This is a genomic window from Macrococcus sp. S115, from assembly GCF_030067655.1.
GTDB classification, from domain to species: Bacteria; Bacillota; Bacilli; order Staphylococcales; family Staphylococcaceae; genus Macrococcoides; species Macrococcoides psychrotolerans.
Genome location: NZ_JASJES010000012.1, coordinates 1 through 13,645 on the forward strand (window position 1 = coordinate 1; position 13,645 = coordinate 13,645).

At 37.8% G+C, this 13,645-nt stretch carries 14 protein-coding genes, 8 tRNA genes and 1 rRNA gene; all 23 read right to left on the reverse strand.

Features of this window, described 5'->3' with window-relative positions; genetic code table 11:
* Positions 1-8: 8 nt before the first annotated feature.
* Positions 9-84: transfer RNA gene (locus tag QNJ52_RS10895), tRNA-Ala, on the reverse strand.
* A gap of 12 nt (positions 85-96) precedes the next feature.
* Positions 97-170, reverse strand: a tRNA-Pro gene (locus QNJ52_RS10900).
* 13 nt (positions 171-183) lie between these two features.
* Positions 184-260, reverse strand: a tRNA-Arg gene (locus QNJ52_RS10905).
* Between the two features lie 17 nt (positions 261-277).
* Positions 278-366, reverse strand: a tRNA-Leu gene (locus QNJ52_RS10910).
* 15 nt (positions 367-381) lie between these two features.
* Positions 382-456, reverse strand: a tRNA-Gly gene (locus QNJ52_RS10915).
* 20 nt (positions 457-476) lie between these two features.
* Positions 477-549, reverse strand: a tRNA-Lys gene (locus QNJ52_RS10920).
* 5 nt (positions 550-554) lie between these two features.
* A tRNA-Thr gene (locus tag QNJ52_RS10925) sits at positions 555-630 on the reverse strand.
* A gap of 11 nt (positions 631-641) precedes the next feature.
* Positions 642-717, reverse strand: a tRNA-Val gene (locus QNJ52_RS10930).
* A gap of 12 nt (positions 718-729) precedes the next feature.
* Positions 730-844, reverse strand: a 5S ribosomal RNA gene (rrf, locus tag QNJ52_RS10935).
* A gap of 270 nt (positions 845-1,114) precedes the next feature.
* Positions 1,115-2,602, reverse strand: a complete 1,488-nt coding sequence (gene lysS / locus QNJ52_RS10940) for a lysine--tRNA ligase (RefSeq protein WP_219493331.1) — start codon at positions 2,600-2,602, stop codon at positions 1,115-1,117.
* Between the two features lies 1 nt (position 2,603).
* Positions 2,604-3,608, reverse strand: coding sequence for a tRNA dihydrouridine synthase DusB (gene dusB / locus QNJ52_RS10945; protein ID WP_099482366.1), 1,005 nt, complete (start codon positions 3,606-3,608; stop codon positions 2,604-2,606).
* A gap of 10 nt (positions 3,609-3,618) precedes the next feature.
* A complete protein-coding gene (gene folK / locus QNJ52_RS10950; RefSeq protein ID WP_219493333.1) occupies positions 3,619-4,092 on the reverse strand; it encodes a 2-amino-4-hydroxy-6-hydroxymethyldihydropteridine diphosphokinase in 474 nt (157 codons plus the stop codon).
* A complete protein-coding gene (gene folB, locus QNJ52_RS10955) occupies positions 4,093-4,455 on the reverse strand; it encodes a dihydroneopterin aldolase (RefSeq protein WP_219493335.1) in 363 nt (120 codons plus the stop codon).
* Positions 4,445-5,233, reverse strand: coding sequence for a dihydropteroate synthase (gene folP, locus QNJ52_RS10960; protein ID WP_219493337.1), 789 nt, complete (start codon positions 5,231-5,233; stop codon positions 4,445-4,447). The genes folB and folP overlap by 11 nt, the downstream gene beginning before the upstream one ends.
* Before the next feature lie 111 nt (positions 5,234-5,344).
* Positions 5,345-6,277 (reverse strand): cysteine synthase A, encoded by a 933-nt coding sequence (cysK, locus tag QNJ52_RS10965; RefSeq protein ID WP_283722614.1) that lies wholly within the window; start codon positions 6,275-6,277, stop codon positions 5,345-5,347.
* 93 nt (positions 6,278-6,370) lie between these two features.
* Positions 6,371-7,246, reverse strand: a complete 876-nt coding sequence (gene hslO / locus QNJ52_RS10970; protein WP_219493340.1) for an Hsp33 family molecular chaperone HslO — start codon at positions 7,244-7,246, stop codon at positions 6,371-6,373.
* A 62-nt stretch (positions 7,247-7,308) separates the two neighbouring features.
* Entirely contained in the window at positions 7,309-9,387 is a 2,079-nt protein-coding gene (gene ftsH / locus QNJ52_RS10975; RefSeq protein WP_219493342.1) for an ATP-dependent zinc metalloprotease FtsH, read from the reverse strand.
* A gap of 106 nt (positions 9,388-9,493) precedes the next feature.
* Positions 9,494-10,033 (reverse strand): hypoxanthine phosphoribosyltransferase, encoded by a 540-nt coding sequence (gene hpt / locus QNJ52_RS10980; protein ID WP_283722615.1) that lies wholly within the window; start codon positions 10,031-10,033, stop codon positions 9,494-9,496.
* Position 10,034: 1 nt separating this feature from the next.
* Positions 10,035-11,246: a tRNA lysidine(34) synthetase TilS gene (gene tilS, locus QNJ52_RS10985; RefSeq protein WP_219493344.1), complete on the reverse strand. Its 1,212-nt coding sequence runs from the start codon at positions 11,244-11,246 to the stop codon at positions 10,035-10,037.
* 81 nt (positions 11,247-11,327) lie between these two features.
* The gene (locus QNJ52_RS10990; RefSeq protein WP_219493345.1) at positions 11,328-11,714 is read right to left on the reverse strand and encodes a S1 domain-containing RNA-binding protein; all 387 of its coding nucleotides are present in this window, start codon (positions 11,712-11,714) and stop codon (positions 11,328-11,330) included.
* Between the two features lie 101 nt (positions 11,715-11,815).
* Positions 11,816-12,205, reverse strand: coding sequence for an FtsB family cell division protein (locus tag QNJ52_RS10995; RefSeq protein WP_219493346.1), 390 nt, complete (start codon positions 12,203-12,205; stop codon positions 11,816-11,818).
* 11 nt (positions 12,206-12,216) lie between these two features.
* Positions 12,217-12,483 (reverse strand): RNA-binding S4 domain-containing protein, encoded by a 267-nt coding sequence (locus QNJ52_RS11000; RefSeq protein ID WP_041636228.1) that lies wholly within the window; start codon positions 12,481-12,483, stop codon positions 12,217-12,219.
* Positions 12,470-13,645 (reverse strand): MazG nucleotide pyrophosphohydrolase domain-containing protein, encoded by a 1,176-nt coding sequence (locus QNJ52_RS11005; protein ID WP_219493347.1) that lies wholly within the window; start codon positions 13,643-13,645, stop codon positions 12,470-12,472. The genes QNJ52_RS11000 and QNJ52_RS11005 overlap by 14 nt, the downstream gene beginning before the upstream one ends.

Below are 13,645 nucleotides of genomic sequence, written 5' to 3' on the forward strand. Positions count from 1 at the left end.
AATAATAATGGTGGAGACTAGCGGGATCGAACCGCTGACCTCCTGCGTGCAAAGCAGGCGCTCTCCCAGCTGAGCTAAGCCCCCATATTAAGTAAGTCGGGAAGACAGGATTCGAACCTGCGACCCCTTGGTCCCAAACCAAGTGCTCTACCAAGCTGAGCTACTTCCCGTAGCTAATAATAATGGCGCGCCCGAGAGGAGTCGAACCCCTAACCTTTTGATCCGTAGTCAAACGCTCTATCCAATTGAGCTACGGGCGCATATTATAAAAATTAAATGGTGCCGAGGACCGGAATCGAACCGGTACGGTAATCACTTACCGCAGGATTTTAAGTCCTGTGCGTCTGCCAGTTCCGCCACCCCGGCATTTAATTTCTCCAATGGAGCGAAAGACGGGATTCGAACCCGCGACCCCAACCTTGGCAAGGTTGTATTCTACCACTGAACTACTTTCGCGCACTTATTAAAAATAATTATGAGCCATAGAGGATTCGAACCTCTGACCCTTTGATTAAAAGTCAAATGCTCTACCAACTGAGCTAATGGCTCAAAAATGGTGCCGGAAAAAGGACTTGAACCCTCAACCTACTGATTACAAGTCAGTTGCTCTACCAGTTGAGCTATTCCGGCGTAATATTAAATGGTGGAGGATGACGGGCTCGAACCGCCGACCCTCTGCTTGTAAGGCAGATGCTCTCCCAGCTGAGCTAATCCTCCTGGGTATATATTGCCCGGCAACGTCCTACTCTCGCGGATCGTAAGACCAACTACCATCGGCGCTAGAGAGCTTAACTTCTGTGTTCGGTATGGGAACAGGTGTGACCTCTCTGCCATCGTCACCAGACAAATTTTCAATACTTATATAAGTATAACAGCTTCGAAGATATTTTCAATAGTAAATTTTACACTGCGTTCATGAACTTTACAATTGATTTATTTTCTTTAATGCCACTCGTTTCAAGCGACTTTTATATCTTACAAAATACTCATGTTAAAGTCAACACTTTTTCAATACTTTTTTTCTCATTCTTAAAGTTTTATTTTTCTGATAAATAATCATGCAATAAAAAAACGCTAAAAACCCTTGTTTAAAGGGATTTAGCGCTTAAATTCATTATTTATGTCTCATGTATGGGAATAATAATACATCTCGGATTGATGCACTATCTGTAAGCAACATTACTAAACGGTCAATACCGATACCGAGTCCTCCTGTTGGTGGCATACCATATTCTAATGCTTCGATGTAATCTTCATCCATTTCGTGCGCTTCGTCATTGCCTTGGGCTTTCTCTTCCATTTGCGCTAAGAAACGTTGTTTTTGGTCAATCGGGTCATTTAACTCAGTAAATGCATTCGCGTGTTCACGACGTACAATAAACAATTCAAAACGATCTGTGAAACGTTTATCTTCGGGATTTTGTTTTGCAAGTGGTGATACTTCAACAGGATGGCCATATATAAATGTTGGCTGCACTAAATTTTCTTCTACTTTTTGTTCGAAGAATTCATTTAATACATGACCGTATTTCATATTCGGCTTTACTTCTACACCATGTTCTTTTGCAAGCGCATGTGCTTCTTCGTCTGTATTTACATTATAGAAATCAACACCTGTAAATTCTTTTACAGCATCAACCATATGCCATCTACGCCATTTTGGTGCAAGGTGAATCTCTTCACCATCATACGTTACTGTTGTAGATCCAGTTACTTTCTCCGCAATATAAGCTACCATCTCTTCAGTTAAATCCATAATATCGTTATAATCAGCATAAGCTTCATATAATTCGATCATTGTAAATTCAGGATTGTGACGTGTTGAAATTCCTTCGTTACGGAACACGCGTCCAATTTCATAAACTTTCTCTAATCCACCAACGATTAATCGTTTTAAGTGTAATTCAATCGCAATACGCATGTATAATTCCATGTCTAACGCATTATGATGTGTAACGAACGGACGTGCTGCGGCACCTCCGGCAATTGTATGCATCATTGGCGTTTCTACTTCTAAGAAGCCTTTTGCATTTAAGTAGCTACGCATCTCCTGAATAATTTTACTACGTGTAATGAACGTCTGTGTTGATTCATCGCTTGTAATTAAATCAAGATAACGTTGACGGTAACGTTGTTCTACGTCTTGTAAGCCGTGGAATTTGTCAGGTAATGGGCGTAAAGCTTTCGCAAGCATCGTAAATGATGTTGCCTTAACAGAAAGTTCTCCAGTATTCGTCTTAAACATTACACCTTCAACACCTACAATATCTCCTAGATCAGCACTGTTCCATAAATCGAACTGTTCATCACCCACTGCGTCTTTGCGAACGTAAATCTGAATTTGTCCTTCTAAATCTTTGACATGGGCAAATCCTGCCTTACCTTTACCACGCTTCGTCATAATACGTCCTGCAATCGAAACGTGAGACTCCGCTTCTTTATCATGTAATTCTTCTTTAGAAAAAGCATCCCAATCTTCTTTTAAGCTTTTAGATGTTGCTGTTCTTTCAAACTTCTGTCCAAATGGATCGATTCCTAAATCCAATAAATCTTGCATTTTTTGACGGCGAACCAGCATTTGGTCATTTAATTCTTCAGTCATATTATTCTACTCCTTCTAAAATTTTAGATTCTGATGCTTCTACTTCTTGTTCGAATGTTCTAAGTATATCAACTAATTCATCGCGTGTCTCAGCCTGATTGATTAATTTTCTTGCTTTACCGTTACCTCTAATACCTTTTAAATACCATGATGCATGTTTACGCATTTCCATTACCGCTACCTTTTCACCTTTTAAATTGATCAGACGGTCTAAATGCAATACTGCAACATCCATCTTCTCTGAAATCGGTGGTTCTGGCATAAGTTCTCCAGTTTCTAAATAATGTACTGTTCTATAAATCATCCACGGGTTACCCAGTGCTTCACGACCAATCATAACTGCATCTACACCGGTCTCATCCAGCATCTTCTTAGCAAGTTCCGGACTTGTAACATCACCATTCCCGATAACCGGGATACTTACCGCTTCTTTTACTTGGCGAATGACGTCCCAGTCTGCATGACCTTCATACATCTGCACACGTGTTCTACCGTGTACTGCTATTGCTGATGCTCCTGCTTTTTCAATCATCTTCGCATTCTCTACAGCGTAAATATGTTCATCATCCCATCCAATGCGCATCTTTACAGTTACCGGTTTATTTACTGCTTCGACTACAGCAGAAACCATTTCATAAATTTTCGGTGGGTCCAATAACCATCTGGCACCCGCTTCACATTTAATAATTTTAGAAACCGGGCAACCCATATTTATATCGATAATATCTGCAGTTGTATTTTGATCAACATATTTCGCTGCTTCAACAAGCGTCTCTTTTTCTCCACCAAAGATTTGAAGTGACAATGGGCGTTCATTTTCATCAATATACAGCATCTTCATCGTTTTTTCGTTGTTAAACAAAATTGCTTTATCACTTACCATTTCAGCGCATACTAATCCTGCACCAAATTCTTTAACCGTCAATCTAAATGCCGCATTACATACACCAGCCATAGGCGCAAGCACTACTTTGTTATTAATTTCAATATCTCCAATTTTCCACATATCATTACCCTCACTTATATTGTCTTACTTCCGGGTCCATAGTTACAAGTTCTCTAATTTTCTTATTTAAGACAGGATGTACTGCTTCAGATGCAATTTCAGCTAACGGGATGAGTACGAAGCTTCGCTCATGCATAAAAGGATGTGGTACTTTCAACCTATCATGTTCAATAACAATCTCATCTATTAACAATACGTCTAAATCTATCGTTCTCGGACCCCAATGAATTTTACGTTCGCGACCTAATTCAAGTTCAATACGCTGAATTTCATTTAAAAATGAAATCGGTGTTAAACTCGTTTCAACAACCGCTGCACCATTTAAAAAGTCGTCCTGCTCAACCCCACCAACAGGGACAGTTTCATACAAAGATGATACTGCTAAAAGCTTTGTATCTTGAATTTGCTCAAGCTTTCGCAATGCTTCGTTTATTTGATATTCTCTATCACCTATATTGCTGCCAAAGCTAATATAAACTTTCATTTATTGACGCTCCCTGACGATTTCTACACCCACACCATCATACACACCAGGTATTGGTGGATTTTGTTTTGTAATCTTTACTTTTAACGCCATTATCTGATTATAGTGATTGAAGAGTGTTTTTGCAATACGTTCTGCTACATGCTCAAGTAGTTTAGACTGAATTTGCATCTCGCGCTTCACATCTTCATATACTGCACCGTAGTTTACAGTATGTTCCAGATCATCTGTTTCGCCTGCATGCTTCAAATCTACATCAAGAGAAACGTCTACGATAAAGATCTGACCTATTTCATTTTCCGCTTCAAACACACCATGATACGCATAGAATTGCATTCCATCTATAAATATTCTATCCATCACAATCTCCTTTTAGTTGATCCATTACACGTAAAAATCTACTATTCATCAAAACATTATGAACGCGCACCGCATCTACACCTGCATTCACACCAATTGCCGTTGTTGCAAGTGTCCCTTCATCACGATCGGCAGGTACTGAGTTGTCGTTCAGTAATTCTTTCACCATACGTTTACGACTAGTAGCTAACAATACTTTATATCCTATTTGCGTAAGTTCTTCAAGCCTTCTCATAACCTCAACTTCTTGATTACGGTTCTTTGCAAACCCAATACCTGGATCAAGCCAAATTTTATCTCTTTCAATGCCAGCTTGTTCTGCTGCTCTTGCTTGTGTACATAAATCTGTGATCATATGTTCCATCACATCACCAACGACTTCCGTCTCTGCATTGTGCATCAATACAATATCTGCATCGTACTGTGCTACAACATCGAACATCGACTGATCAAACTTTCCAGCCCATTGGTCATTAATAATACTGCATCCTGCCTTCAGAGCTTCACGCGCTACTTCACTACGAAAAGTATCTACTGAAAGCAGTACCTTTTCATCTTTCAGCGCTTCTATCACCGGAATAACGCGATTTAATTCTTCTTCGATAGAAATCTCTGTATATCCAGGTCGCGTTGAATAGCCACCGATATCGATAATATCCGCACCTTCTTCAATCATCTCTCGCGCATGACTTACCGCGGTTTGTAAAGTATTATATTTTCCACCATCCGAAAATGAATCAGGAGTTACATTCAGGATTCCCATTACTTGTGTTCGTTTCACTTATCTCACCTCATCTTAGTTTGTAAATATTATATCAAAAATAGACAAGGTATAAAAAAATAACAAAATCCCACAAAAATCAATCGATTTAAGTGGGATTCAATAAGGTTATTAATCCGCTAAGTTAGCAAATAATACTGTTGATAAATAACGCTCCCCGTTACTTGGGATGATTGCAATAACATTTTTATCTTCACCAAGTTCGACCGCTTTATCAATTGCAGCTTTGACCGCAGCACCTGATGAAATTCCTACAAGAATACCTTCTTCTTTGGCTATTTTTCGACTCATTTCCATCGCTTCATCATTCGTTACTTGCTGAATGCTTGTATAAACCTCTGTATCTAAAGTTTGAGGTACAAAGCCTGCGCCGATACCTTGTATTTTATGCGGTCCAGGTTGTCCGCCACCTAATACTGGAGAATCGGCAGGTTCTACCGCGACAATCTCAACATCTGGATTATGTTTTTTTAATACGCGTCCAGCACCTGTTAGTGTTCCGCCCGTACCAACACCTGAAATAAAGGCATCAATCGATAACCCTTCCATCGCTTCAATAATCTCAGGTCCTGTCGTCAGTTCGTGCACTTTAGGGTTGGACATGTTTTCAAATTGTTGCGGCATAAAGTAACCATTTTGTTCTTTAAGTTCATTCGCTTTTTGAATTGCACCCTTCATTCCTTCAGCGCCAGGAGTAAGTACGAGCTCAGCACCATATGCACGTAACAATGTACGACGCTCTTGACTCATCGTATCCGGCATAACTAAAGTCGCTTTATAACCTTTTGCTGCTGCCACCATTGCAAGACCAATTCCAGTATTTCCTGACGTCGGTTCGACAATCGTATCACCAGGTTTAATAATACCTTCTTTTTCGGCTGCTTCAATCATCGCAAGTGCGATTCTATCTTTCACTGAGCTTCCTGGATTTTGATACTCTAACTTTACATAAATATTTGCTGCTCCAGCTGGAACAATATTGTTCAACTTAACTAAAGGTGTATTCCCGATTAAGTCTGTAATGCATTCAACTCTTTGTGTCATGATAATTCCTCCAAATTGTAATTTTATTCTTATTACACTTATCGGATTTATTATATCAAATTCACACACAAGATAAAAATATTCAAGCTTATATTAATCTGTAATCAATGCTCTAAGATCTTCTTCAGAATAATGATATTGTTCTCTACAGAAATGACACTCTACTTCTGCACCATGATCTTCTTCAATCATGCTTACAATTTCCGCCTCTCCTAAGCCTTTAATAGCAGCAAGAAACTTCTCTCTACCACAATTACATTTAAATTCTATAGGCATCTGATCGAGTATACGAATATTGTCTTCTCCAAGCACTTCTTCAAGCACTTGTTCAGGAGACAAACCACGATCAATCAAAGTTGAGATTGGAGTTAAGTTCGCAAGACGCTCTTCTAATAAAGAGATTGTTTCTTCGCTCGCACCAGGCATCAGCTGAATGATAAAACCACCTGCTGCTTCAGTAACTTCTTCAGGTGTACATAATACACCGAGACCTACAGCACTTGGTACTTGTTCACTTGTCGCAAAATAGTAGGTAAAATCTTCAGCAATTTCACCATTATGCAATTCAGTAGATCCTGTAAAGTAGTCTCTCATCCCTATATCTTTAACCACTCGTAAAAACCCATTTGCTCCCACTGCGGCACCAACATTCATCTTACCTGGACGAATAGATTCAACTTCTATATGTGGATTTTCTACGTAACCTCTTACTTCACCTTTACCATTCGCATCAACAACGATTTGTCCTAATGGTCCGCCACCATTAATCGTTATCGTCAATTTTTCTTCATTCTTTAACATTGCACCCATCATCGCTCCAGCAGTAATCGTTCTACCTAACGCCGCTGTTCCTACACGCCATGTGTCATGCTTTTGTCTTGCAGTTTCAACTGTATTTGTAGTACGTACACTAAAGGCACGTACTTCATCATTAAATGCTAAGGCTCTTACTAAATAATCTTGTGTCATCTTGACTCTCCTTTAAAAAATCCCTTTTCATCTCATAGTAAAGAAGAAAAGGGATTGGTTTGTTAAAATTTATCTTTATCTAATCTATCTACTTTAGGTTCTGGTTCTTGTTCATTTTCTTCAACAGGTACATCTGGATTTTTTAACTGCTCTTTCACTTCTTCATAAGATGAGCCTGTTTCTTCTTCATCTTCATCCTCATCCTTAATCGTAACACGGCTATTATCTGAAGTATTGTCCATTACTTTCTCATCTTTTTCTTTAATATGATATAAATGAGAATCATCGTAGCTTACTTCTGGTAGTGTCCCGTTTTCAAATAAGCTATTGATTTGGTTGGCAACTAGTGTTTCTTCTGTTAATAACGTCTTAGCAATTAAATTAAGTTTGTCTTGATTTTCAAGTAAAATCTGTTTACAACGTTCGTAACTTTCTTTGATGATACGTTGTACTTCAAGGTCAATCTCATAAGCAATCTGATCTGAATAATTAGCTTCGTGACCCATATCACGTCCAAGGAATACTTCACCTTGTGATTGGCCGAATTGTAATGGTCCAAGCTTATCGCTCATACCATATTCAGTTACCATTTTACGAGCAATTCCTGTCGCACGCTGGAAGTCATTGTGTGCACCTGTAGATACTTCACCGAATGTAATTTCTTCTGCTACTCGTCCACCAAGTAAACCAACAATCTTGTCTAACAACTCAGGCTTCGTCATGAAATAACGATCTTGCTTCGGTAACATCATTGCATATCCACCGGCATTTCCACGTGGAACGATTGTTACTTTGTGAACCATCTCTGCTTCATCAAGTACACAACCGATAATGGTATGACCTGCTTCGTGCCATGCAACAATATTTCGTTCTTTTACCGAGATAACACGTGATTTCTTCGCTGGACCAGCAATTACACGGTCTGTTGCTTCATCAATATCACGCATATCAATTTTAGTCTTACCTTGACGTGCCGCAACAAGTGCTGCTTCATTTAATAGATTTTCTAAATCTGCTCCAGAGAACCCAGGAGTACGTTGGCTAAGTGCCTTTAAGTCTACTGTTTCATCGAATGGTTTGTTACGTGCATGTACTTTAAGTACTGCTTCACGACCCTTAACGTCCGGTGCACCTACTTGAATTTGACGATCAAAACGTCCTGGACGAAGTAAGGCAGGGTCAAGTATATCCGGTCTGTTCGTAGCTGCAATCATAATGATTCCTTCGTTTTCACCGAAACCATCCATTTCAACTAATAACTGGTTTAATGTTTGTTCACGTTCATCGTGACCGCCACCGACACCAGCACCACGTTGACGTCCTACTGCATCAATTTCATCGATAAAGATAATACATGGTGCATTCTTCTTTGCATTTTCAAATAAATCACGTACACGACTAGCACCAACACCGACAAACATTTCCACGAAGTCAGAACCACTAATTGAGAAGAATGGTACGCCTGCTTCACCAGCAACTGCACGTGCAAGCAATGTCTTACCTGTACCAGGAGGTCCTACTAAAAGAACACCTTTAGGAATTCTTGCACCCATCTTCTTAAATTTACGATTGTCTTTTAAGAAATCGACAATTTCAACAAGCTCTTGCTTCTCTTCATCAGCTCCAGCAACATCGCTGAAACGTACTTTTTTCTTCTTATCGTCATATAATTTGGCTTTCGATTTACCGAAATTCATAACACGGCCACCGCCGCCGCCACCTTGTGATTGAGAGAGGAAGAAGATAAAGACGAATGCTAATAATAAAATCGGGATTAGTGTACTTAACATACCTAAAAATACATTTTCTTTATCAGCTGGTTTAATATCAAACTTTAAATCACCTTTTTGATCTTCGGCAATTTTAGTAATCTTCTCTAAATCTTTCTGGTTGTTATACATCAGTACAGAAGTAAATGTTTCATTTGCTTTTGCACCTTTTAACTTTCCTTTTACGAGGTAAACTTCCTGTCCTGGCTGAATTGTCATTTCTTCAACTTCGCCTTTTTCAAGTTCGGACATGAGTTTTGTATATGTCATTTGCTTGGGCATTGATCCAGTGCCGTTAATCATAGAGAACACACCGAATATTACAATACCAACAAGCGCTACCATTAAAATACTACGAAAGGCTTTTTGCATTCAAATTTTCCTCCTACTCCATATATAAAGCTAAAAAGCATTTTACCATATTTAACTATATTCAATCTACTATTTAAACTTAAGGGGAAATAACAACATTTGAGTGTTATTTAGTATATACTTCTTCTTTCAGCAAACCGATATACGGCAGATTTCTATAATGCTCTTGATAGTCAAGGCCATATCCTACTACAAACTCATCCGGTATTTTTTCACCTACATATTTTGCTTCGATATCTACCTTTCTGCGCATTGGTTTATCGAGTAATGTGACGATTTCGATTGAGTTAGCCTTGCGATACTTTAATAAGTCTACAATAGCATTTAACGTAGTACCTGTCTCAAGAATATCTTCTATGATGATCAAATCACGACCTTCTACAGAAACATCTAAATCCTTCAAAATCTTTACTTCTCCAGTGGATTCCATTCCGCCATGATAACTAGACACATCCATAAATTCTAATTCAACATGGGTATCAATATTTTTAATAAGATCTGCCATGAATAAAATTGATCCCTTTAATATACCGATACACAGCGGGTTTTTCCCAGCGTAATCTTTAGTGATTTCACTTCCTAACCGTTTGCAAGTATCTTGAATTTGTTCGCTCGTTAAAATTGTACTTTTAATATCATTGTGCATATTAATACTCCTTTGAAATTTTTATATGTTGATTCATAAAATGGTTACTCGACTTTAAACTTCCAATAGCAATGATTATTCCCTCATATACTATGAGCGGAATAGTGTCTCTTTCATATATGGGAATCTTTAAATCTTTCATTATTCTAGAAACCTTTTGATGATGACCATCAGTAGAGAGCACATCTCCTTCTTGACGATTCCTTACTATTATATCACTTTTTAAATAATTTACTTGAATCATATATTCATTAAATTTATACTTCCCTGGTAACGAAATGTGAAGAAAGTTATTCTTCTCTTCTTGTTTACGCACCGTAATGTGGTCATAGGCCATATACAATGTATATTCTCCAAATGTATATGACGCGTGCGTAGCCTCCGTCTTCATCACTCGTATGATCTCATCAACTTCACGCACACTGATAGATTCATCTATAAAATGACTTAATAATGACTGGATGACATATTGCTGCACAAGATGATTCTCTTTCTTTAGCTGCGTACGGTTAACACTGTTAATTTCTATACCTTCTGAATACTTCACCGCACATTGTCTGACCAATGATTGTGCCAAGTCTATGTAATGGGCAACGTGTAGCAAGTTATCTTTTGAAAGCTTTGCCTCATCTAACTTATCTATAATTTCATTCCTTATGTAATTACGAGTATACTTTATCTCTTCGTTTGATTCATCTTCCATAAATGGAACACGTTCACGCTCTGCATATTGATACAATTCTGATTTAGAATAATTTAATAGTGGCTTCCCGTAATTCACCGTACCCTTTACAATCATCTGCATACTTGGAGGCTGAAAAGTAAAACGGTTAGATAGCAACCTGAAGAATATCGTTTCAATCTGATCATCTTTATGATGCGCGGTCAGAACCCAGCTGATACCTTTTTCTTTTGCAGTCCACTCAAAAAAAGCATAGCGGAGTTTCCTCGCTTTGTGCTGAATACTTTTGCTTAAATCGAAAGTTCCTTGTGGTATCGTATAGACGATAAGTTCGAGTCCATGTAATGTACAATATCGTTGCAACATCTCTTGTTCTTCTTGCGATATATCACGTAACTGATGATTAACATGTAGTACATATAACTGCTTAAAGCACCCTGATTGTCTTATTTTATCGAGTAATACCATACTATCAACACCGCCCGAAACAGCAACGCCAATGTTCTCATCTTTTTTCCAGAAACGTTCCATTTCATCACCTTTTATCAATAAAATAAAACAATCTCACTAAAGTAATATTTAAGTGAGATTGTTTAATGCTAAAAAATAATATTAGCGTTTTGATCCACGACCACCACGACGAGATTCTGATTGTCGCTTAATTGAAGTTTGTCTGTCTTCACTGTCTTTTAGGAAGTTTGATAATTGTTTCTCAAAATCTTCCGGTTTTTTTTCAACTTTAGGGGCTACAGGTTTTTTAGGACGCTCTTTTGCTTTCTTAATAGAAAGACTAATTTTACCATCCTGACCAATCGTCAATACTTTAACTTCTACTTCATCGCCGACTTTTAAATGATCTGCAACATTCTCTACATAGCTATCTGCAACTTCACTGATGTGTACAAGACCACTTTTTCCTTCAGGTAATTCAACGAAAGCACCGAAATTTTTAACACCTGTAACTTTACCTTTTAATTTGTTTCCAACTTCAATTGACATAAGATTAATAAATCCTCCTGATAAAATTCTTCATAATATACCATTATATGCTTACTCACTACTTTTTACAACGCTATAAATCTAAATAGTCAGTGAATTCTTTATTGCCCTTCACTATCTGACTTCGAATCTTTATTATCCGGTAACTTAAAGATTACTTCTCCATCATTGCTCAGGAAATATTCACTTCTTGCTATTTTCTCAATATATTCTTTACTATTGAGTTGTTTTAGCTTTTCTCTAAGTACAATCTCTTTTTCCTGCAATTGCTTATATTCTGCACGTTGCTTAGCATGCTCTTCTTTTAGGTGGTTATTGACACTTATCTGATATAACAACACTCCTGTTAGAAGTAGCAAGATACTCAATAATCCTCCACCGAATACGAACAACCTTTTCTTTATTACTCGATTATTTTTTCTTTTCCTTCGTTCTCGCAACGCTTTTTCTGAAATATAGTCATTGTCCAGATTACTCACTTTTTTTGCCACGCATAACACCTCTATTCATCAGCGTGTATTTTTTCTTCTGACACCACTTCAAACATACCTTTTGCATTATCTTTTGTTGCATGCTCTTTTAAATCAGTCACTTTAACCGTGATAACACGTTGTCCAAGCCTTACTTCCAATACGTCATCAATCGTTACATTGCTTGAGGCCTTAGCCACATTGCCATTGATTTTAATGCGTCCCTGGTCACTGACTTCCTTTGCTAAAGTACGTCTTTTTATCAACCGTGATACTTTTAAATATTTATCGAGTCTCATTCTCTTCACCTACCAATACTTTAAGTGCTTGCTGAACTGTCATTTTCTGATTGTTAACCAAATCATATAATTTTAAATATAAATCTGCAAAAATTTTCTCTTGTTTTATCTGTTTTTCTTCTTTACCTTCTGATTGCTTTGCATTTTTCCACACTTGATTTAATTCTTCAATGCTGTTTACTTCTACTCCTTCTCCAAATATATGCGGATGACGTCTAATCATCTTTTCGCTAATAGCCTGGACAATTTCACGTGTATCAAACATCATTGACTTCTTGCCAATCGCACCATGGAACACTACTTGAAGAAGTATATCTCCTAACTCTTCAAGTATATGGTCGATATCATCATTATCAATCGCTTCAAATAATTCATATGCCTCTTCCAAAAGGTAACGTTTCAAGCTAGAATGGGTTTGAACTTTATCAAATGGACATTCGTCATCTGCAACTAATCTATCCATAATGGATGTTAAATATTCAAAATCTCCAGCATAATGTTCTTGACTTAACGCAGGTACAAAAAGCGAAGTTAAATTAGATAGCTCAAAGTCATGATCCATCTCATATAAAGGGCACCACTTAACTGCTGATCCTTGCCCTCTGGCACCTGTAACTATAGCAACTTTGTGATCGTCAGGGTATTTCTCCATCAATGTAACTTTCACATCTCCTGCTATCATCTGATCGTATACTTGCGTGATGATTAATGCATTTCTAATATTAATCGCTTCACTTGTCATCATCGTCCCGTCCAGCATTTGAAATCCATTATTAGGATCAAATGATACTGCCTGGAATAAGTCATCGATAAAGCTTTTCCCACCTAACACTTCTATATCGATAGCTTTATCCTGTAATAATAACTCCGTTGTAGATTCTGCCACCATTGGATGTCCAGGAACTGCATAAACAATATCATCATCCATCGCTTTTTCTTTTAAAGTCTGAACAATTTCTGCATATACTTCGCTAAATTGATCATGCTTTTCATACACTTCATCGAAACTGATCCACTCGATATCTTCTAAATCTTCTACTACCGGATGCGTTAATGTACGAACATATACTTTATCTACTTTATTTAAAAAGCGATAAATACCAAACGGTAGTTCATCTAACCCATAGTTCCCTAATCCTACCACTGTTATCTTACCCATCAA